The organism is Arthrobacter sp. FW306-06-A (assembly GCF_021870055.1).
Lineage (GTDB): Bacteria > Actinomycetota > Actinomycetes > Actinomycetales > Micrococcaceae > Arthrobacter.
In genome coordinates, this window is the sequence record NZ_CP084552.1 from 3,446,898 (window position 1) to 3,466,120 (window position 19,223).

20 protein-coding genes are annotated in these 19,223 nt (G+C 66.4%); 11 read left to right on the forward strand and 9 right to left on the reverse strand.

Annotated elements, in window-relative coordinates:
• Positions 1–68: 68 nt before the first annotated feature.
• Both LFT49_RS16095 and LFT49_RS16100 read right to left on the reverse strand, forming a co-directional pair.
• Positions 69–581, reverse strand: coding sequence for a hemerythrin domain-containing protein (locus LFT49_RS16095; RefSeq protein WP_237428740.1), 513 nt, complete (start codon positions 579–581; stop codon positions 69–71).
• A 110-nt stretch (positions 582–691) separates the two neighbouring features.
• The gene (locus LFT49_RS16100) at positions 692–1,036 is read right to left on the reverse strand and encodes a hypothetical protein (RefSeq protein ID WP_236799297.1); all 345 of its coding nucleotides are present in this window, start codon (positions 1,034–1,036) and stop codon (positions 692–694) included.
• Between the two features lie 171 nt (positions 1,037–1,207).
• Between LFT49_RS16100 and LFT49_RS16105 the strand changes: the two genes are divergently transcribed.
• Together LFT49_RS16105 and LFT49_RS16110 are read left to right on the forward strand one after the other, a co-directional pair.
• Entirely contained in the window at positions 1,208–1,915 is a 708-nt protein-coding gene (locus LFT49_RS16105; protein ID WP_237428741.1) for a hypothetical protein, read from the forward strand.
• 350 nt (positions 1,916–2,265) lie between these two features.
• On the forward strand, positions 2,266–3,273 hold the full coding sequence (locus tag LFT49_RS16110) for an acetamidase/formamidase family protein (protein WP_237428742.1): 1,008 nt from the start codon (positions 2,266–2,268) through the stop codon (positions 3,271–3,273).
• A 565-nt stretch (positions 3,274–3,838) separates the two neighbouring features.
• Here LFT49_RS16110 and LFT49_RS16115 read toward each other — a convergent pair.
• Positions 3,839–4,771, reverse strand: a complete 933-nt coding sequence (locus LFT49_RS16115) for a lipid kinase (RefSeq protein WP_236799301.1) — start codon at positions 4,769–4,771, stop codon at positions 3,839–3,841.
• A 211-nt stretch (positions 4,772–4,982) separates the two neighbouring features.
• On the opposite strand from LFT49_RS16115, the gene LFT49_RS16120 reads away from it, so the two are divergent.
• Positions 4,983–5,744: a glycosyltransferase family 2 protein gene (locus LFT49_RS16120; RefSeq protein ID WP_237428743.1), complete on the forward strand. Its 762-nt coding sequence runs from the start codon at positions 4,983–4,985 to the stop codon at positions 5,742–5,744.
• 10 nt (positions 5,745–5,754) lie between these two features.
• Here the strand turns inward: LFT49_RS16120 and idi are convergent, their stop codons facing one another.
• The gene (idi, locus tag LFT49_RS16125; protein WP_237428744.1) at positions 5,755–6,291 is read right to left on the reverse strand and encodes an isopentenyl-diphosphate Delta-isomerase; all 537 of its coding nucleotides are present in this window, start codon (positions 6,289–6,291) and stop codon (positions 5,755–5,757) included.
• A gap of 35 nt (positions 6,292–6,326) precedes the next feature.
• On the opposite strand from idi, the gene LFT49_RS16130 reads away from it, so the two are divergent.
• The 6 genes from LFT49_RS16130 to LFT49_RS16155 are packed head-to-tail and all read left to right on the forward strand — an operon-like array spanning position 6,327 to position 11,511.
• A complete protein-coding gene (locus LFT49_RS16130; RefSeq protein ID WP_237428745.1) occupies positions 6,327–7,394 on the forward strand; it encodes a polyprenyl synthetase family protein in 1,068 nt (355 codons plus the stop codon).
• Positions 7,391–8,305: a phytoene/squalene synthase family protein gene (locus LFT49_RS16135; RefSeq protein WP_237428746.1), complete on the forward strand. Its 915-nt coding sequence runs from the start codon at positions 7,391–7,393 to the stop codon at positions 8,303–8,305. Before LFT49_RS16130 ends, LFT49_RS16135 begins: the two co-directional genes overlap by 4 nt.
• 5 nt (positions 8,306–8,310) lie before the next feature.
• Positions 8,311–9,972: a phytoene desaturase family protein gene (gene crtI, locus LFT49_RS16140; RefSeq protein ID WP_237428747.1), complete on the forward strand. Its 1,662-nt coding sequence runs from the start codon at positions 8,311–8,313 to the stop codon at positions 9,970–9,972.
• The gene (locus tag LFT49_RS16145; RefSeq protein ID WP_373992615.1) at positions 9,969–10,316 is read left to right on the forward strand and encodes a lycopene cyclase domain-containing protein; all 348 of its coding nucleotides are present in this window, start codon (positions 9,969–9,971) and stop codon (positions 10,314–10,316) included. The genes crtI and LFT49_RS16145 overlap by 4 nt, the downstream gene beginning before the upstream one ends.
• Complete coding sequence (locus LFT49_RS16150) at positions 10,313–10,651, forward strand: lycopene cyclase domain-containing protein (RefSeq protein WP_237428748.1); 339 nt, start codon at positions 10,313–10,315, stop codon at positions 10,649–10,651. The genes LFT49_RS16145 and LFT49_RS16150 overlap by 4 nt, the downstream gene beginning before the upstream one ends.
• Positions 10,648–11,511: a prenyltransferase gene (locus LFT49_RS16155; RefSeq protein WP_237428749.1), complete on the forward strand. Its 864-nt coding sequence runs from the start codon at positions 10,648–10,650 to the stop codon at positions 11,509–11,511. The genes LFT49_RS16150 and LFT49_RS16155 overlap by 4 nt, the downstream gene beginning before the upstream one ends.
• Positions 11,512–11,638: 127 nt before the next feature.
• On the opposite strand, the gene LFT49_RS16160 is transcribed toward LFT49_RS16155, so the two are convergent.
• Positions 11,639–12,397 (reverse strand): SGNH/GDSL hydrolase family protein, encoded by a 759-nt coding sequence (locus LFT49_RS16160; protein WP_237428750.1) that lies wholly within the window; start codon positions 12,395–12,397, stop codon positions 11,639–11,641.
• Between the two features lie 92 nt (positions 12,398–12,489).
• Here LFT49_RS16160 and LFT49_RS16165 point away from each other — a divergent pair, with 92 nt between their 5' ends.
• Positions 12,490–12,612 (forward strand): hypothetical protein, encoded by a 123-nt coding sequence (locus LFT49_RS16165; protein WP_336886854.1) that lies wholly within the window; start codon positions 12,490–12,492, stop codon positions 12,610–12,612.
• 7 nt (positions 12,613–12,619) lie between these two features.
• Here the strand turns inward: LFT49_RS16165 and LFT49_RS16170 are convergent, their stop codons facing one another.
• From LFT49_RS16170 to LFT49_RS16185, 4 genes are read right to left on the reverse strand one after another with little or no spacing between them, the layout of a single operon-like run.
• Positions 12,620–14,200: a UxaA family hydrolase gene (locus LFT49_RS16170; protein WP_237428751.1), complete on the reverse strand. Its 1,581-nt coding sequence runs from the start codon at positions 14,198–14,200 to the stop codon at positions 12,620–12,622.
• Between the two features lie 41 nt (positions 14,201–14,241).
• Positions 14,242–15,207, reverse strand: a complete 966-nt coding sequence (locus LFT49_RS16175; RefSeq protein ID WP_237428752.1) for a C-terminal binding protein — start codon at positions 15,205–15,207, stop codon at positions 14,242–14,244.
• 34 nt (positions 15,208–15,241) lie between these two features.
• A complete protein-coding gene (locus tag LFT49_RS16180; RefSeq protein ID WP_237428753.1) occupies positions 15,242–16,153 on the reverse strand; it encodes a dihydrodipicolinate synthase family protein in 912 nt (303 codons plus the stop codon).
• 40 nt (positions 16,154–16,193) lie between these two features.
• A complete protein-coding gene (locus LFT49_RS16185) occupies positions 16,194–17,675 on the reverse strand; it encodes an MFS transporter (RefSeq protein WP_237428754.1) in 1,482 nt (493 codons plus the stop codon).
• Positions 17,676–17,984: 309 nt separating this feature from the next.
• On the opposite strand from LFT49_RS16185, the gene LFT49_RS16190 reads away from it, so the two are divergent.
• Positions 17,985–19,199, forward strand: coding sequence for an alpha-hydroxy acid oxidase (locus tag LFT49_RS16190; protein WP_237428755.1), 1,215 nt, complete (start codon positions 17,985–17,987; stop codon positions 19,197–19,199).
• Positions 19,200–19,223 lie beyond the last annotated feature (24 nt).

The following is a 19,223-nucleotide window of genomic DNA, read 5'->3' on the forward strand; positions in this document are numbered from 1 at the left end:
GTCACCCTGCAGCCGAACAGCTGCGGGGTGACCGGTTTTCACCGCACTGCGGGCGGACGCGGCCGGCCCTATTCGTGCTCGTGGACGTACTCGTCGGGATCGATGTCCCCGGGTTCGATGCCGCCGGCGTGGGCTGACTCGAAAATGCTGAATGACAGTCCAAGCCGGTGGCGCAGTTCCAGGGAAGCGTGCTGCCGGAAGTCGGTCAAACCTTCGCGTTCTTCCTCTGCCATATGGTCGCCGTTGGCTTCATTGAGCTTTGACAGCGCCTCCCACCACTCCGGTGCCCCTGCCCGGTGGTCGGAGACATCACGGATGGCGTCCCGGATTTCATTGTGGTCGTGGATCGCGTCGGTGGTTTCGTCCCCGGCGGAGTCCTTTCCGCCTGCCCCTGTCCCCAGTTCCATCAAGGCCGGGTAGAACAGTTCCTCTTCTGCCTTGGCATGTACTTCCAGCAGGATGCGGAGCTGATTCCACACGGGTTCCAGGTCTGAAGTTTCGCACTCATGCATTTCGTCGAGCAGGGCGAACCGCCGCCGCTGTTCGTGGTGGTCATTCAAAATCACTTCAACGATGTCCATGGTGGACCTTTCGGCAGGTTCAGCGCGCCCGGGTGAGCCACCAGCCCATCCTTGCAGATGCCCCAACGTGGCGTACGTGCGGCGCCGCTCCAGCTCGTTTAAGGGCCGGCTCAGGCAGCGGAACGCCGGATGATGACGATCCGCGCCGCAACTCCGGCGATAACAAGAGCGATTCCCAACGCCAGGAGGATCCACACGGGCACGGAATCGGCATCGATGCTGCGGTAGCAGGCAGCTGCCGCCCCGCCGCCGCCCTGCTGCTGGTCCAGCAGTTCAGCTGCCCGGCTGTTCGGGGCCAACGGGCTGCCGCAGAGAGGACCCGCCGGCTGCAGCCCGATGACGAAACCCAGAATGTACACGTCCAGTCCGGCGGCGGCGATCCACATCCACATGCGCCGCTGCCAAAGCCCCTGTTTGCCGGGGGTAACGGGTCTCGCCAGAGAATCATGCGCCATTGTCCGAGCATAATCCGCACCCCAGACAGAGGTAAGGACCGGACAAGAACCACGGCGTTTTCAGCTTTTCCCCAGCCTTGGCTCCTACAGTGAACCCGTGCCCGGTCACTGGTTCGGCACGCATGCGCAAATTCGGAAGGACACAACGTGGTGAAGCCATCAATTCCGTCAATGAAATCCCGCATCGGAGTCGGGGCGGCGGCAGTCCTCGCCGCGGGTGCCATGGCCGCCGCAGGCGTCGGTGCTGCGTCCGCCTCCCCCACGTCAACCCTCACGTCAACAGCCTCCCCCGCTGCGGCGGCCAAGGCCCACATGCCAAAGGGCTCGGGTGGCCTGGAGGCCTTCCTCAGCCTGAAGGCGGACAGCCCGCAGTCCGCCGGCGACCGTGCGGCAAAGGCCGCCGCCGCCCTGGTGAACCACCCCCAGCTTTTCGCAAAGCTCCCCGCCGCCCTTCAGGCAGACGTGACCACCCTCAAGGACGCCCCCGCGGCCGACAGGGTGAAGGACGCCTACAAGATCAAGACCACTGCCCTGTCCGGCGGGTACGGCGCCGAGATCCAGAAGCGCGCCGACGCGGCGGAGAAGGCCGCCACCAGCCTGGCCGGGCTTCGCCAGGAGCTGCGCACCGCGTTCAGCTCGGGCAACCCGGGCGCCGGGCTCCAGCAGGTGGCCAGCCAGCTCATCGGCCACCCGAAACTGTTTGCCAAGCTCCCCGCAAATCTCCAGACGGATCTGACGGCACTTAAGAACGCCGCCCCCGCTGATCTGGATGCGCAGGCGAACAAGATCAAGGACACCGCAGTCAACGGCGGCTACGGCACCAAGGTCCAGAAAATGGCGGAAGCGCTGGCCAGGAAGGCTGCGGCCCCCAACACCTAAGCACCGTCAGGTACTAACCAGCACCAGATTCCCCGGTCACAGGCAGGACAAAAGTACGACGGCGGCCGGCACCTGCGCTTTCGACGCGCCAATGCGATTCCGCTGCGCAGATTCCTTTTCGCAGCCCGCATTTGGGGTGCGCAAAGGAAGGTGCGCCGCGAAAACCGGGAAGCGAGTCGAGGAGAGCCTGGGCTGCCTGACTTCGTGAGATCTTCCGGGCGCGAGGACCAAAATACTATCGTGGGGATCGTCGTCGCCGTCGTCCTGTTCAAGACCGGGCGCATGGGTAAGAAGGAAGTACCAATTACGACGGCGGCAGGGGAACCTGAAGCAGCGGAGGTTCAGTAAAGATGGTTGTCCACAAACTCGCGCCCCAGCCAGGCGAATACTCGTACGTGTTCGGCGGCCGGGAGCCGATGATCAGCATCAAGCCCGGCGACATTGTGGAGGTCAGCACCGAGGACTGCTTCGGCGGCCGGGTCACCTCCCCTGACCAACTGCCCAGCGAAGTGGTGCCCTTCAACGAGATGAACCCTGTCTCGGGGCCCATCGAGGTGGCGGGCGCGGAACCCGGCGACATGCTGGCCGTCCATTTCGTCTCCATAGTGCCGGCCCGAAAGTACGCGGTGTCCTGCGTGCTTCCGCAGTTCGGCGCCATGACGGGAACGCGCGAGACGGCCACGCTCAACGAGTCGCTGGAGGAACGCGTCTGGTTCTACTACATCGACCTGGAAAACTGGACCGCCTCGTTCAAGGCGCGGAACTCCGACTTCCGGCTTCAGTTGCCGCTGGATCCCATGCACGGCACCGTGGGTGTGGCCCCTGCCGGCGGCGAAGTCCGGCTGGTCATGACGCCGTCCACGCACGGCGGGAACATGGACACCCCGGAAGCCCGTGCCGGGACCACGCTGTACCTGCCGGTCAACGTGTCCGGGGCCATGCTATCCCTCGGCGACGGCCACGCCCGCCAGGGCGAGGGCGAAGTCTGCGGCACCGGCCTGGAATCCGCCATGAACTCGGTGATCGCCGTGGACCTGATCAAGGAGGGTGCCGCCGCCTGGCCCCGCCTGGAGAACGACGACTTCATCATGAGCACCGGTTCCACCCGCCCGCTTGAGGATGCGTACCGGATTAGCCAGAAGGACCTCATCGCCTGGACCTCGGACCTGACTGGAATGGACCTGCTGGACTCCTACCAGCTGGTCAGCCAGATGGGCCTGGCCCCGGCGGCCAACGTATGCGACCCCAACTACACGATGGTGGCCAAGCTGCCCAAGTGGACGCTCCAGGGCGCCCAAGCATATGGCGGCGCCCACAGCCGCCTGCGCAAGGCAGCCGAGGACTACACCGCACGGTAGAAACGGCAAAACAACGGAAGCGCTGCAGGTCTCTTGCCAGATCTGCAGCGCTTCCGTTGTGTTGGGAACGCCCTCAACGTCTGCCGGCACGAAATTTCGCCGACCTTGATGCAATCTTGATCGAAAGCAAACAGGTCCTTGAGGCATTCCCTTCAAAGTGGTGCGTGAAGGACGGGGACGCAACCTTGATGCACCTGGGAACTGGGCCCAGTCAACCCGCGCCTGCATCGGATAAAACCGATGGTCTCAGTGCCTGGCGGCGCTAAGAAGCGGCGCCGCCAGGCAACCACACCCCCCATTCCACACAGGCCAGGGGCCGACGGCGGAGGCAACGGATCAGCGTCGATCCGAAAAAAGCCGTCGGCCCCCACATCCCTCAAAGAAGTACGACGACGGCACGCACCTTGGATTTCGACTCGCGAATGGGATGTCGACTCGCAGATTCCTTTTCGCGGCCCAAATTGGGGGAGCGAAAAGGAATCTGCGCCTCGAAAATGGGGAACCGTGTCGCGGAGGGACTTGCGCCTCGAAAACGGGGAAGGGCAAGCGGCCGCGGAGGGCTCCCCTACGAGTCCAGCCTCGCCGCGGTGCTGTATTGCGGCACCACGACGTGCACGGCGTTGCGGTCGATGGTGAAGTCCGCGGGCGTGACTGTGGCGATCTCGCCGTCGAGGTTCACCGGCATTGGCGGCTCGGTGACCAGCCGGACCCGAGTCGTGGTGAAGTGGTACACGCCGTCGCGCTCCACGAAGCTGCCGTCCTTGAGCAGCCGGGCGATCCTTACGTGTTCCCGGAGCGGCGCCCCGGGGATGGCGTAGATGTCCAGAGTGTGATCGTCGATGCCGGCGGTGGGCGAGACCGCATTGCCGCCTCCGTAATGCCGGCCGTTGCCCACCGCCACCTGCAGCATGTTCTCTAGCTCCAGCGGTTCGTGGTCGCCTTCCGGGAACTCGAGCCAGGCACGGAAGGGCTTGTGCCGGGCATACGCGCGCACCGCGGCAACGCCGTAGGCCAGCGGCCCCAGCCTCCGCTTCAGCCGCGGGCTCAGGCTTTCGGTCACCCCCACGGACAGGCCAACCGACGCCACGTTGAGAAAGGGCTCGCCGTTGGCCCGCCCCAGGTCGATGTCCACCACTTTCCCGTCGGCGAGCGCAGCACACGCCGCCTCAAGGTTGGCCGGAATTTCGAGGGTGCGGGCAAGGTCGTTGGCTGTCCCCAAGGGTAGGACCCCCAGCACCGTTCCAGTTCCGGCGAACCGCCCGGCAGCGAAGGACACGGTGCCGTCGCCGCCGCCGACGACCACCAGGTCATGCCCCTTCGAGGACACAGCCTCGAGTGTCGAAGCCAGATCGCCACCGGACCGGACGAGGTGCACGGCGGAGATCGGCAGGCCGGCCTGCCGCAGCTTCTCCACCACCGGCTCCGCCCCGGCCGCGGCCAGGCGCGCACCGGCGTTGATCACCAGGGCAACGGACTCCGCGTCTCGGGCAGCCTTCATGGGGACCATCCTAGGTGGACCGGACAGGCGGATTTCGACGCGCGAATGGGATTCCGCCGCGCAGGTTCCTTCCCGCGACCCACATTTGGGGAGCGCAACCGAGTCTGCGAGTCGAAAACGGGGAACCGCATCGCGGATGGATATGCGCGTCGAAAATCAGGCAGGGCCCGCGATCAGGCGGAAGGACAGCGAAGCAGGCTAGCATCGGGGAATGCCGTCCCTCTCCGTGGTCATCCCGTGCAAGGATGACGGCCCTTTCCTGGAACGCTGCCTCCAGGCCCTGCAGTCCCAGACCATGGCTCCGCTGGAAATCATCGTGGTGGACAACGCCTCCAGCGACAACACGGGAGAAATCGCAGCAAAGTACGGCGCCCGGGTCCTTCACGAAAACGTGCCGGGGATCGCCGCCGCAGCCTCCGCCGGCTACGACGCGGCCCGCGGGAACATCATCGCCCGCTGCGACGCGGACAGCGTGCCGCCGCTGGACTGGCTGGAACGCATCTGCCGGCGCTTCGAGCAGGAACCGGACCTGGCCCTTCTCACCGGGCCCGGCGTCTTCTACGGCACCGGCAGGATCCGCGGCAAACTCGCCGGGGTCGCCTACATTCAGGCCTACTTCGTCCTGATGGGCGCGGCCATGGGGCATTGGCCGCCCTTCGGCTCCAACTGCGCCTTCCGCCGACAGGACTGGGAGCAGGCCCGCACCAGGGTGAACCGGCTGGACACGGGCGTGCACGACGACGTCGACCTCGGCTTTGCGCTGGACCCCACCCGCCGCACGGCCTACGATCCCTCGCTGAAGGTTGGCATTTCGGCCCGCGCGTTGGCAGGAGGCGCCGACGCACGCCTGCGGTTAAAGCGCGCCTTCCACACCCTGGGAATCCACTGGCGGCAGCTGCCTCCCTGGGAGCGCTGGAAGGTGACACTGCAAGCCTGCGGCGAGCGCCGCCGTCGTCCGTCACCACAACGGTGACACAAGGAACCTAAGCGCCGAACCGCTCCGGGTAGAGCAGCGGCAGCTGGAGGGTCAGCCATGGGCTGAAGGCCCAGGGGGTTGCGGCCACCGCGGCGGTGATCAGGGCGGGATCGGTCCATTGCCATTCCATGACCTCGTCGGCCCGGGGATCCAGCGGCGACGTGGCGCGCGCCGTGAAGACCGGGCAAATCTCGTTTTCCACCACGCCGGAGGCATCCACCGCCCGGTATCGGAAGTCCGGAACCCGCAGTTCAATGTCCGAAAGGTGCAGGCCGAGCTCGTACTCGCCCCGGCGCCGCACGGCATCCTCGAGTTCCTCTCCCGGAGCGGGGTGCCCGCAGAAGGAATTGGTCCAGACTCCGGGCCAGGTCAGCTTGGACAAGGCGCGGCGGGTGAGGAGGATGCGGCCATCGGAATCGTACACGTGGGCGGAGAAGGCCAGGTGCAGGGGCGTGAAGGAGGTGTGCACGGCAGCTTTGTCCTCGACGCCAACGGGTGTTCCGTCGTCGGCGGCCAGGACCACCTGCTCTGTCTTCCCGTTCAATTGCCCTCCCATAGGTGCCCGTGTTTACTTTACCTATGGATACGGGGACCACGCTGGCGCACACCGATGACGGCCGCTTGGTCAATGACGTTCTGCAATCCTTCTTTGCCCGGGCCAAGATGAGGGCCGGCGCGCTGCACCCCCAGTACCTTCGCCTGTGGGAACACCTTGAGGCCTGCACGGTGGGTGGCAAGCGCTTCCGTCCCCGGCTGGTGATGACCACCTACTCCCTGCTGGGCGGCAGCGACAGGACGGCGGCAGCCACGCTGGCCGCTTCCTACGAGCTGCTGCACACTGCCCTGATCATCCACGACGACGTGGTGGACCAGGACTTCACCCGCCGCGGGATGCCCAACCTCGCCGGCGCCTACCGCAGCCTCGCCACGGACCAGGGCAGCAGCCCGGACAGGGCAGAGCACACCGGCTTGTCCGCCGGGGTGATCGCCGGGGACCTGGCGCTGTCCAACGCATACCGGTTCCTGTCCGAAGTCGAGGCGGACCCGGCCATCCGGCAGCGGCTGGGCGACCTCCTTGACGAGGCCGTCATGGCTTCGGCGGCCGGCGAACTCCTGGACGTGCTGGCACCCCTGGACCCCACGCCACAGACCGTGGACCAGGTCCTGGAGATGTCCAGGCTGAAAACGGCCGTGTACTCCTTCGACACGCCGCTGCGCGCCGGAGCCGTCCTGGCCGGCGCGGACCGGGAACTGGTGGAGGCCCTGGGCGGGTTTGGCCGCATCATTGGCACTGCGTACCAGGTGGCTGATGACATGGTGGGCGCGTTCGGGGATGAGTCGAGGACCGGCAAGACCGGCTGGGGCGACCTGCGCGAGGGCAAGCGCACGGCCCTGATCTCCTACGCCGCGCAGCAACCCCAGTGGACCCGCATCAGAGAGCTGCTCTCCAAGGACCTCACGGCCAGGGATGCCGCCGAGATCCGCGAACTCCTGGTGGCCTCCGGAGCACGGGACAAGACCCTGAAACTCGCCGCGGACCTCACCGAACGGGCCCTGGATGTCCTGGTCCAGCCGTTCGTGCCGCACGAGCTGCGCGACGGCCTCTCCCCCCTGTCCCGCCTGGTCACCGATCGGATGGGCGCATGAAGCGGGACCGCGACGCGCTGGCCGACTACACCGCCGCCGCCCTCAAGTCCTCCGGCGTGGTGCTCCGCTCCTATTCGAGTTCCTTCGGCCTCGCCTCCAAGTTGTTTGACGACGCCGTCCGCCGCCAGGTGGATTCCGTGTACGCGCTGGTGCGGGTGGCGGATGAGATTGTCGACGGCGTCACCTCCGCGGCGGGCCTGTCACCTGAGGAGAGCCGGCGGCAGCTGGACGCGTTCGAGCAGGAAACCGAGAACGCCCTGGCCACCGGCTACAGCAGCAACCTGGTGATCCACGCGTTCGCGGACACCGCCCGCCGAACCGGCATCGGCACCGATCTCACCCGCCCGTTCTTCGCCTCGATGCGGGCGGACCTGGAGCAGTCGGAACACACGCTGGCATCCTTCACCGAGTACGTGTACGGGTCCGCGGAAGTGGTGGGCCTGATGTGCCTGAGGTGCTTTCTCTACGGGCAACCGGTCAGCGCGGAGGAACGGGCCCGGCTGGAGCGCGGCGCCCGGCACTTGGGCGCGGCCTTCCAAAAGATCAACTTCCTGCGCGACCTTGCAGAGGACTTCACGTCCCTGGGCCGCAGCTACTTCCCCGGCGTCAGCCCCGCAAACTTCGACGAGGCACAGAAGATCCGGCTCCTGGCGGACATTGACCACGACCTGCAGGAATCCCGCGCGGTGCTCCGCAGCCTGCCCACGTCCTGCCGCCTGGCCGTGGCCCTGGCCCAGGAGCTCTTCGCCGAACTGGCCGAGCGGATCCGCGTCACCCCTGCACCGGACCTGATCCGGGCGAGGATCAGCGTGCCCACCCCCGTGAAACTGAAGATCGCCGCCGCCGTGCTCACCGGAAGGCGCGGGCTGGAACCAGTTGCCGCCCGACCGGCCCGGGTGGCGGCGCAGTGACGGCCGTGAAGAAAGCAGTTCCGTCAGGACGGACAGCTGGACCTGGAAAAACGGTGGTGGTGATCGGCGGCGGCATCACCGGACTGGCGACGGCGGCCCTGCTCGCCACCGAGGGGCACCGCGTCACCATCCTGGAGAAGCAGGACGTCCTGGGCGGCCGGGCGTACACGTTTAGTGAGGATGGCTTCAGGTTCGACGCCGGGCCCTCCTGGTACCTGATGCCCGAGGTCATCGACCACTACTTCCAGCTCCTGGGCACCTCCGCCGACGAGCAGCTGGACCTGCTGAAGCTGGACCCCGGCTACCGGCTCATCTCCGAAGGCGCGGCAGAGCCGGTGGACGTCCCGGCCGGGCGGGCACGGGTGGTGGCGCTGTTTGACCGGCTGGAACCCGGCGCCGGTGCGCGGCTGGAGAAGTACCTGGACTCCGCCGCCGAGACCTACACCATGGCCAAGCGCCGCTTCCTGTATCCCACGTTCCAGTCCTTCGCCCCGCTGCTGGTGCCGGACATCCTGGCCCGGCTCCCCCGGTTGGCCCGCCTGCTGCTGGAGCCGCTGCACAGCTATGCCCGCCGCTACGTCAGCAATCCAAGCCTGCAGCAGATCCTGGAGTACCCCGCGGTGTTCCTGGGCGCCTCGCCGTTCACCGCGCCCAGCATGTACCACCTCATGAGCCACCTGGACCTGGAGGTGGGCGTCTACTACCCCATGGGCGGCTTCGCCCGGCTGGTGGAGGCGCTGGAAAAGCAGGCACGCAACGCCGGCGTGACCATCAGGACCAGCACGGAGGTGCTGGAAATCGAAACGGCGCCCATCATCTCCCGGCGGCGGCCGGCGGCCGTGCGCGGGGTGCGCTTCCGCAAGGGTGACGGAACGGAGGAAAGCCTGCCGGCCGACGTCGTAATTTCCGCTGCCGACCTGCATCACAGCGAAACCGCGCTGCTCCCCCGAAACCTCCAGACCTACCCGGAGCGGTACTGGCAGCGGCGCACCGCCGGGCCCAGCGCCCTGCTGCTGTACCTGGGCGTCCGCGGCGGGCTGCCGCAGCTGCAGCACCACACCCTCCTCTTCACCAAGGACTGGGAGGAGAACTTCAAGGCGATCTTCGGCAAGGAGACGTTCATCCCTGAGCCGGCGTCGATGTACGTGTGCAAGCCCAGCGCCACCGATCCGGACGTGGCCCCGGACGGGCACGAGAACGTGTTCGTGCTGGTGCCCATCCCGCCGGATCCGGGTCTGGGCGGCAGCGGCGACGAGCGGCTGGAACGTGCGGCCGACGCCGTGATCGGGCAGCTCAGTGAGTGGGCGGGCATCCCGGACCTGGCCGGGCGCATCGTGGTGCGGCGGATGTACGGGCCCGCGGACTTTGAGCGCGACTACCACTCGTGGAAGGGCACGTCGCTGGGGCCGGCGCACACGCTGAAGCAGAGCGCGTTCTTCCGGGCCGGCAACGTCAGCCGCAAGGTGGAGGGGCTCTACTACGCGGGCGCGTCCACCATTCCGGGGATCGGCATTCCCATGTGCCTGATCAGCGCCGAGCTGGTGGTCAAGCGGCTGCGCGGCGACACCAGCACTGGTCCGCTGCCGGCGCCGCTGCGTCCGGCAGGCACAGCAGTGCCATCGGCACCTGCACAAGAGGGAACAGTTTCAAAAGGTACGACGGCGTGACGGCGGTTGCGTACCTGGCGTTCCTTTTGGTGTCGCTGGGCTGCATGGTGCTGCTGGACCAGCGGCTGCGGCTCTTCTTCTGGCAGGATGCGCGGCGCGCGGCCGTGGTGCTGGCGGCGGGGCTGGTGTTCTTCCTGGCGTGGGACCTGTCCGGGATCGGGCTGGGCATCTTCTTCCGCGGGCACAACGAGACGATCGGGATCGAGCTGGCACCGGAGCTGCCGCTGGAGGAGCCGATCTTCCTGGTGTTCCTCTGCTACCTGGTGATGAACCTGTTCCAGCTGTTCCGGCGGTTCCTCGCGGCCCGTCTGGCGCACGGCGAGAAAGTGGAGGAACGCTCATGAGCTACTGGGCACTGAACGCGGTGTTCCTGCTCGCCGCCCTGGCCGTGGGCACGGCCGCGGCCGTACGGCAGCTCAGGGGCCGGACGCGGAAGGTGGCACTGGCAGCGGCGGGTGGGGCGGCCGCCGTCGTCCTGGTCCTGACGGCAGTGTTCGACAACCTGATGATCGCCGCCGGCCTGTTCACGTACGCGCCGGAGATGATTTCGGGGATGATGGTGGGCCTGGCCCCGCTGGAGGATTTCGCGTACCCGGTGGCCGCGGTGCTGCTGCTGCCGGGCCTGTGGATCCTGCTGGACCGGACGTCGAAGGCCAGCCCGTCGGGAAGGCGGCCATGAAAACCTTACGGATGCTCCTGCTGTCCTCCCGCCCGCTGTCCTGGGTGAACACGGCGTACCCGTTTGCCTCGGCGTACCTGCTCACGGCACGCGAGATCGACGTTGCCTGGGTGGTGGGGACCCTGTATTTCCTCATCCCGTACAACCTGGCGATGTACGGCATCAATGACGTGTTCGACTACGAATCGGACCTCCGGAACCCGCGCAAGGGCGGTGTGGAGGGCGCGGTGCTGGACCGGACCATGCACGCCGTCACGCTCCGGGCGGCGATCGGCACCAACGTGCCGTTCCTGGCGGCGCTGGTCCTGCTGGGGAACCCGCTGTCCTGGCTGGTGCTGGCGGTCAGCATCTTCGCGGTGGTGGCGTACAGCGCGCCGGGGCTACGGTTCAAGGAGCGGCCGTTCCTGGACTCGGCCACGTCCAGCACGCACTTCGTGAGCCCCGCGGTGTACGGGCTGGTGCTGGCGCAGGCGCAGTTCACGCCGGCGCTGTGGGCGCTGCTGGGGGCGTTCTTCCTGTGGGGCGTGGCCAGCCATGCGTTCGGCGCGGTCCAGGACGTGGTGGCGGACCGGGCCGGCGGCATCGGATCCGTGGCCACTGTGATCGGTGCCAAGGCCACGGTGCGCTTCGCAATCGCCGCCTACCTGCTGGCCGCTGTGCTGCTGCTGTTGACGCCCTGGCCGGGACCGCTCGCAGCCCTGCTGGCGCTCCCCTACGCGGTGAGCATCCTCCCCTTCGCCTCGGTCACAGACGAGGACTCGGAACAGGCCCACCGCGGCTGGGAACGGTTCCTGTGGCTGAACTACGTCACCGGGTTCTTCGTGACCATGCTGCTGATCTGGTACGCGGCGGTGCGTTAGGGGGCCGTTCCCCTCCGGCTGCTGTCACGCAAGGTCTTCGAAGCTGTCCTCACCCGGCCGCCAGGCCATCCACCGGCCGTCCGGGAAGCCGCTGAGTTCGACGATCTTCACTTCAGCACGGCGGGAATCAGGATGGCGCTATCCGCTGGAGCACGGCATCGGCGATGGCTGCATGGCCCGCATCGTTGGGGTGGAAGCTGTCCCTGCTCCCCAGCCACACCGGATCACCGGCCGGGCCCCTGTTGGCCGGCGTGCCAAAAAGTTCCTTCAGGGAAATGAACTGGCCGCCATGAGCATGGCACCCTGCTGTGATGGCAGCGTCGAGGGCGGCGGTTCTGCCAGCAGCTGCCGGTGCCCACACGCCCAGGCACAGGAGCTTGGCGTCAGGGGAGGCCGCGGCAACACGGTTAAGGTACTCCTTGTACTGCCGGGCGAACACCGCGGTGTCCGTGTTGGTGACCAGGTCGTTGGTGCCCAGTTCTACAACGGCAAGGCCTGCACCCCGAGGGATCGCGAACCCCGAGGCGACGTCCTGTAGCCGGTACCCCGACTTGTACGTTCCAACTTCCTCAACGGCACCACGCTTTCCCAATCCAGCCGTGACCAGCCGCCGGAACGAGGTGTCCTCCGTGGTCGAAAACTCCCCGGCGGTCAGTGAGTCGCCGCTGAAGAACAAACGCAGGGGATGCTCCTGCGGCCAGGTCAGCTTTACTTGCCCCGCGTCCGGCGCAGCGGCGATCGCGGCATCCGGCCCCGCCGGCGTCGATGCTGTCTGCTCCTGGGGCTGCGCTTCGTTTCCTGCTGCCGGGTCCCGGTCCACGCGGTTCAGGGACAGAAAGACGACGGTAGCGGCGGCCACCATGAGCACGGCCAGCCCCGCAACCATAAAGAACCTACGGCCCGCCCACCTGCCCACAAGATCCCCCGCCCCGGCCACACAACTCAGCACATCGTACCGGGATGCGGCGCAGGCAGTGAGTGCCCGCACCTCGCGGCCACTCGGAGCAGGCCCACCGCGGGTGGGAACGGTTCCTGTGGCTGAACTACGTCACCGGGTTCTCCTTGACCATGCTGCTGATCTGGTACTCGGCGGTGCGGTAGGCGGCACCTAGAGAACGGTGGACAGCTGCCAGGGGACAAACTCGTTGTCCCCGTAACCCAGTTCTTCGCTCTTGGTTTCCTGGCCCGAAGCCACAGCCAGGATGAGGTCGAAGATCTGCTGCCCCATCTCCTCGATGGTCAGCTGCCCGTCCGCCACCGCCCCGCAGTTCACGTCAATGTCGTCCCGCATGCGTTCATATAGCGGGGTGTTGGTGGCCAGTTTGATGCTGGGCGTGGGCTTGCAGCCAAAGGCGGAACCGCGGCCGGTGGTGAAGGCGAGGACCTGGGCGCCGCCGGCCACCATGCCGGTGGCGTTGACGGGGTCATATCCCGGGGTGTCCATGAAGACCAGACCGTGGGCGGTGATGGGTTCGGCGTACTCCACGACGCCCACCAGGTTGGTGGTCCCGCCCTTGGCCACGGCGCCGAGGGACTTTTCCAGGATGGTGGTGAGTCCGCCGGCTTTGTTCCCGGGGGACGGGTTGTTGTTGATCGACGATCCGTCCTGGGTAACGTGCTGTTCCCACCAGCGGATACGTTCCATGAGCTTGTCTGCCGTGTGCTGGGACTCGGCGCGGGACGTGAGCAGGTGCTCGGCGCCGTAGATTTCCGTGGTTTCGCCGAATACGGCGGTGCCGCCGTGCCGGATGAGCAGGTCCGCGGCTGCGCCCAGCGCCGGGTTGGCCGTAACGCCGGAGAAGGCGTCCGAGCCTCCGCACTCCATGGCGAGGACAAGCTCCGAGGCGGGAACGGCAGTCCTCTGTGCCTTGTTGATTTCGGGAAGCAGTTCCTCGATCCGCCGCACCCCTTCCGCCACCGTGGCCTTGGTGCCGCCCTGCGCCTGGATGGTCATGCTGGAAATCGACTTGTCAGGGCTCAGCGACCACCCGGTGGCGAGGCCGGCAATCTGGTTGACTTCGCAGCCCAGCCCCAGTACCAGGATGCTGGCGAAGTTGGGGTGGTTCGCGTACCCGTGGAGGGTCCGGCGCAGCACCTCGAAGCCGTAGTTTCCGTCCCCTCCGGTGCCGCATCCAGAGGAATGCGTCAGCGCCACCACGCCGTCCACGTTGGGGTACTGGTCCAGGACGCCGCTGTTCTCGATCCGGGAGGCGATGAGTTTCGCCGCCGTCGCGGAACAGTTGACGGACGTCAGGATGCCGATGTAGTTCCGGGTCCCGACGGAGCCGTTGCTCCGCCGGTACCCCTGGAAGGTTGCCCGCTGATCCTCGGGCACGAATTCGGTCTCCCGCAGCGCGGTGCCCGCCTGGCCGGCCCGGTCGAACTCCCGGTACGCCACGTTGTGGACGTGCACATGTTCGCCCTTGCTGATCAGGGGCCCCGCGAAGCCGATGATCTGGCCGTATTTCCGGACCGGTTCATCGGCCTCGATGGTCCGCAATGCCACCTTGTGTCCGCCGGGGATCTCATCCGCGCACAGCAACTCACTGCCGTTGAACGGGACGGAGGTGCCGGCGGGAACCGTCCCCAGGGCGGTGCCAACGTTGTCCTCCGGATGCAGGACCAGCAGTCCCATGTCCGCGGCAAGCCGCGGGTTTGCGATCAGTTCAATCGGTGTGTTCATGTTCATGCCTTTACTGTTGGCCCCGCTCCGGCGGGTACCTGGGGTGGCTAGGTGAGGACCTCAGGGTTGACGATGTTGCGCGGCCGGCGGCCCAGGACGGCATCCACCACGTTCTCCGCGGTGCGCCGCTTCAGCTCGTCGCTGGATTCCTCCGTGTACCAGGCGGTGTGCGGTGTCAGCACCACGCGCTCAAGGTCCAGCAACGCACTGTTAAGGGGAAGGGGCTCTTCCTCAAAGACGTCCAGGCCTGCTGCCTGGAGTTTTCCGTTCTTCAGCGCGTCAACAAGGGCCGCGGTGTCAATCACCCCGCCGCGGCAGGTGTTGATGATGGTGGCCCCCGCCTTGAACTGCCCCAGCGTGCCTGCGTTGATCAAGTGGTGGGTGTGCTTGTTCAACGGCACGTGCAGGGATACGACGTCGGACGCGGCCAGCAGTTCTTCCAAGGTCACCACCTCGATGCCTTCCTTGGTGGTGGTCCCCGGGGTGTGGAGGGGATCGTAGCCCAGGGCACGGTAGCCCAGAGCCTTGGCCTTGGCTGCGGTGGCCGCACCGATCAGGCCCAGTCCGATCACGCCGAAGGTCTGTGAAGAGAAGCGGCGGATTGGCTTGACCGAGTCGAGCCGGGTTTCCCCGGCCCGGACTCCCCTGTCCAGGTCCGGGATGCCGCGTGCCAGCGTCAGGGCCAGCGCAATGGCGTGGTCACTGACGTCCTCCACACCGTAGTCGGGCACGTTGGACACCACCACACCGCATTCCGTTGCGGCTGGGACGTCAACGGTGTCCACGCCTACCCCGTACCGGCTGACGGCTTTCAGCCGGGGCAGGCCCTTGAGGACCCGTTCGGTGATGGGGGCGTACTGGACGATGAGTCCGTCCACATCGGCCGCAGCCGCCAGGACATCGTCCTCCGTCCTGCAGTTGGCCCGCAGCAGCTCAACGCCGTTGGCGTCTGCCACGGCCTGCTCTTGGCTGATCGACTCAAATTCGTAGTCGGTGATTAGTATGCGCGGCATGCCCGCCCTTTCCTCTTCCTGCGTCCTGTGATCCTCACGCCCAGCGGAGAATCAGCGGGTCTTTGCGTTTGGCCATCTCCACCAGCTGCGCCCGGGTATGCGGGTTCAGCTCCCCCACCGGATGGCGCGTCCTGTCGCTGGCAATGATGTTGCCCTCCTTCATCAGGACTTTAGTGGCGCGCAGGCCGCACTGCCGGTTCTCGAAGTGGATGAACGGAAGCAGGTCCTCCCAGGCGTGGATCGCCTTGTCCCGTTCGCCTGCGTGGAAATCCCGCACGATCTGGCCCAGCTGGTCCGGAACCATGCAGCTGCTCATCGTGCCAACGGCCCCGGCTTCCAGGTCCGGGATGAGCGTGATGGCTTCCTCGCCGTCGAAAAGTCCGGGGAGCGACGGGCCGGCCGCGGCGCCCAGGGCGCGGAGCTTGTCCGCGGCCTGGGGCATCTCGATCTTGGCGTAGTTCACGTTCGGCACCTCCCTGGCGATCCGTGCCAGGAGGGCCACGGACAGCGGGGTGGTGCTCATCGGTGCGTCCTGGATCATAATGTCGATCTCCAGACCGTCGGCCACGCGCTTGAAGTACTCCACCACGGCGTCGTCGTCCACTTTCATGGTGGCCCCGAAGAACGGCGGCATGAGCATCACCATCTCCGCGCCGAGCTCCTGGGCGTGAAGGCTGCGCTCCCGGGCGATCCGCGAGCTGAAGTGGCTGGTGGTGACGCAGACCGGCAGCCGCCCGTCCAGGTGCTCCATGGTGGTCCGGAGCACCTGCTCGCGTTCCTCGTCGGTCAGCGAGAACTGCTCCGAGTAGTTGGCCAGGATGCAGACGGCGTCGGACTTGCCGTCCACCAGGTAATCCAGGACCCTGCGCTGGCCGTCGAGGTCCAGTTCCTCATTGTCGGCGAAAATGGTGGGCGCTACCGGCATTACGCCAGTGATGGCACTCATGGTTGTCCTTGAGGGTTTGTAGGGGTTGCGGGCACCGGAATCAGCGGTTTGCACTAACCGCGGCCACGGACTGGTCCTCGTAGTCTTCGGCGTCGATGTCGCGGCCGTGCGGGTCCCACTTGTTGATCAGGATCACCACGATGGCGATGGCGGGAACAACAGCGAGCACCAGCAGCGCACGGGTTCCCCAGGCGGCCGTGGCCAGGGGCCAGAACACGAGCCCGGCGATCGCTCCTAGGCGGATGCCGATCTGGGTGAAGCCGGTGCCGGCTCCGCGGAGGGAGGTGGGGTAGGACATGGTGGCCATGGTCATTCCCTGGGCCCCGGGGCCTGCTGCGTGGCAGAAGATCAGGAGGCCGATGACCAGGGCGCCGATGAAGGACCAAGCACCTTCGACGTTGCTGAGGCTGCCGGCGATGATCATGCAGGTGAAGGTGCCGCAGAAGCCGAGGAGTGAAAGCTTGCGCGGGCCGATCTTGCCGGAGAGGCGGGCACCGATGAAGCCGCCGGTAACGCCGAAGCAGACGTTGAGGATGAGCGAGGACATGATGTTGGTCATCACATTCTGGGTGTGCAGCATGGCGAGCACGATCTGCCCGACGAAGAAGCCGACAGCGTAGTACTCCATGGACTGGCTGGCGTTGATGACGAGGGCCAGTCCAGTGCGGCCGCGGTACTTCTTGCCCACCAGCTTGCCCCAGGCCTGGGTCAGGGTCATCTGGAACTGCTTGCGCTCGGCGCGGGGGTCCACGGCGTCTTCCGCCACTTCGGCGTCCACGTTGTAGGTCCGCTTGAGGATCTTGGCTGCTTCGTGCAGGCCCAGGTTCTGCGCCGCCCAGGACGGGGACTCAGCCATGTACTTCTGGCGGAAGATCATGATCAGGATGGCAGGGACGGCACCGAAGCCCACAACGATGCGCCACATCTGGTTTTCCGGCCACTGCATGCCCTGGAAGAGGAAGTACACGGGGATCAGCAGGGCGAAGGTGGAGGCGACGGCGGCGTACCACATGGGCTGCCAGAGGGAGACGGTGCCGCCCTTCTTCTTCCGTGAGGCGTACTCGGCCAGGAAGCTGAAGGCGACGGGGAAGTCGACGCCGATGCCCACGCCCATGATGAAGCGGGCAATGATGAGGGTCCAGACGTCCGGGGCGACGGCGCAGGCGATGGCTGCGACAACGAAGAAGACCATGTCCGCCATGAACACCTTGAACCGGCCGAGCTTGTCCACGAAGTACCCGCCGAAGACGGATCCGACGAGGGCGCCCACCATGATGGAGGCGGACACCACGGACAGCATCTCGGGAGTCAGGTGGAAGTCCTTGGAGATGTAGGGCAGGCCGAACGCCACCGAGGTGAAGTCGTAGGCGTCCAGGAAGATGCCGCCCAGGGCGATGAGGGTGATGGCGAAGGATTTGCCCGTCTTGAGGGTACCGCTGTTGATGAGGTCGGTGACGTCCTGGGCGGAGCGCAGGACGATCCGTCCGCCGCTGGGCGCAGCGGCGTTGGGGACTGCTGACATTGGGGGTCCTTTCGAAAGCCCACTGCTTTGTGGGTCTCGCAACTTGGCAAGTTCTGTGTTCGATATTTCGAACGTTGGTCGATGTGGCGATCAAGCATTCGCTGGGGTAGGGTGATCGGGAACACAAAGGAGTCTAGGGATACCACCCCGGACCGTCAAGCGATGAAGCGGAATTTGGACGGAAGTGCCTGCACCAGCGGCAATGCAGCCGCCAGCGATCGCGGGGCCCAACCACCAAACTGCCAGACTCACCAGCGCCAGCTTGCCGACCTTTGTACTAAATTTCGAACGTGAAAGGGGTTGCTCCCTATGGAGGACCGTCAACTGCCCAAGTGGTCCGAGATCCGTGAACTTGTCCAGTTCCGGAGCTTCGAGCTGGATCCGGTGCAGCGAAGGCTTGCCCGGGCGTTCACCATCGCGGACCTTCGCGCAATGGCCCAGAAGACCACGCCGAAGGCTGTCTTCAACTACACGGACGGCGCCGCCGAAGAAGAGATCACCATCGCGCGGTGCCGGCAGGCCTACCGTGACGTGGAGTTCTCCCCGGCGGTCCTCCGCGATGTCTCGGATCCCGATCCGTCCACGAAGCTTTTTGGCCGCACCATCGACTTCCCCCTGGTCCTGGCTCCCACCGGCTACACGCGGATGATGCACAACGACGGCGAAAAGGCGGTGGCCCGGGTCGCGGCGCGGAACAACATCCCGTACACCCTCTCGACGGTGGGCACCACCACCGTGGAGGACCTCGCCAAGGCGGTGCCCGAGGGGAACAACTGGTTCCAGCTCTACATTGCCAAGGACCGGAGCAAGACGGAGGGCCTGCTGGAGCGGGTGCTGACCAGCGGCTACGACGTCCTGATGGTCACTGTGGACACCCAAGTGGGCGGTGCCCGCGTCAGGGAGCTGCGTGACGGGCTGACCATTCCGCCCACGTTGTCGCCGAAGACCTTTGCGGACATGGCGCTGCACCCGTCCTGGTGGTTCGACAAGCTCACCACCCCGCCCATCGAGTTCGCTTCACTCCGTGGCTTTGGCGGGAATTCCGCGGAGGTGGCGGACCAGGTGTTTGATCCCGCCCTGACGTTCGAGGACATCGCCTGGCTGCGTAAAGTGTGGCCGCACAAGTTGCTGGTCAAGGGCATCCAGACGGTCAAGGATGCGGAACGGGTTATCGAGCTGGGCTGCGACGGCGTGGTCCTGTCCAACCACGGGGGCCGGCAGCTGGACCGCTCGCCCACCATCCTGAAGATCCTGCCACAGGTCCGCGAGGCCCTGGGATCCAACCCCACGGTGCTGATCGACAGCGGCATCATGTCCGGCAGTGACATCCTGGCCGCCGTCGGCCTGGGAGCGGATGCGGCGATGGTGGGCCGGGCCTACCTCTACGGCCTGATGGCCGGCGGCGAGCGCGGCGCCGCCCATGCCGTGAAGATCCTGCGCTCCCAGTACGTACGGTCCATGCAGCTGCTGGGCGTCAAGTCCACGGCTGGCATTTCGGGCGATCATGTGGCACTGGCCGGCTGACCGCCAGGGGTTCGCCCCGCTCCC

Bases quoted from the DNA above. Each gene is read 5' to 3' on its own strand.
- LFT49_RS16095 (WP_237428740.1), bottom strand. From the start codon at position 581: ATGGACATCGTTGAAGTGATTTTGAATGACCACCACGAACAGCGGCGG.
- LFT49_RS16100 (WP_236799297.1), bottom strand. From the start codon at position 1,036: ATGGCGCATGATTCTCTGGCGAGACCCGTTACCCCCGGCAAACAGGGG.
- LFT49_RS16105 (WP_237428741.1), top strand. From the start codon at position 1,208: ATGAAATCCCGCATCGGAGTCGGGGCGGCGGCAGTCCTCGCCGCGGGT.
- LFT49_RS16110 (WP_237428742.1), top strand. From the start codon at position 2,266: ATGGTTGTCCACAAACTCGCGCCCCAGCCAGGCGAATACTCGTACGTG.
- LFT49_RS16115 (WP_236799301.1), bottom strand. From the start codon at position 4,771: ATGAAGGCTGCCCGAGACGCGGAGTCCGTTGCCCTGGTGATCAACGCC.
- LFT49_RS16120 (WP_237428743.1), top strand. From the start codon at position 4,983: ATGCCGTCCCTCTCCGTGGTCATCCCGTGCAAGGATGACGGCCCTTTC.
- LFT49_RS16130 (WP_237428745.1), top strand. From the start codon at position 6,327: ATGGATACGGGGACCACGCTGGCGCACACCGATGACGGCCGCTTGGTC.
- LFT49_RS16135 (WP_237428746.1), top strand. From the start codon at position 7,391: ATGAAGCGGGACCGCGACGCGCTGGCCGACTACACCGCCGCCGCCCTC.
- LFT49_RS16150 (WP_237428748.1), top strand. From the start codon at position 10,313: ATGAGCTACTGGGCACTGAACGCGGTGTTCCTGCTCGCCGCCCTGGCC.
- LFT49_RS16155 (WP_237428749.1), top strand. From the start codon at position 10,648: ATGAAAACCTTACGGATGCTCCTGCTGTCCTCCCGCCCGCTGTCCTGG.
- LFT49_RS16160 (WP_237428750.1), bottom strand. From the start codon at position 12,397: ATGGTTGCGGGGCTGGCCGTGCTCATGGTGGCCGCCGCTACCGTCGTC.
- LFT49_RS16170 (WP_237428751.1), bottom strand. From the start codon at position 14,200: ATGAACATGAACACACCGATTGAACTGATCGCAAACCCGCGGCTTGCC.
- LFT49_RS16175 (WP_237428752.1), bottom strand. From the start codon at position 15,207: ATGCCGCGCATACTAATCACCGACTACGAATTTGAGTCGATCAGCCAA.
- LFT49_RS16180 (WP_237428753.1), bottom strand. From the start codon at position 16,153: ATGAGTGCCATCACTGGCGTAATGCCGGTAGCGCCCACCATTTTCGCC.
- LFT49_RS16185 (WP_237428754.1), bottom strand. From the start codon at position 17,675: ATGTCAGCAGTCCCCAACGCCGCTGCGCCCAGCGGCGGACGGATCGTC.
- LFT49_RS16190 (WP_237428755.1), top strand. From the start codon at position 17,985: ATGGAGGACCGTCAACTGCCCAAGTGGTCCGAGATCCGTGAACTTGTC.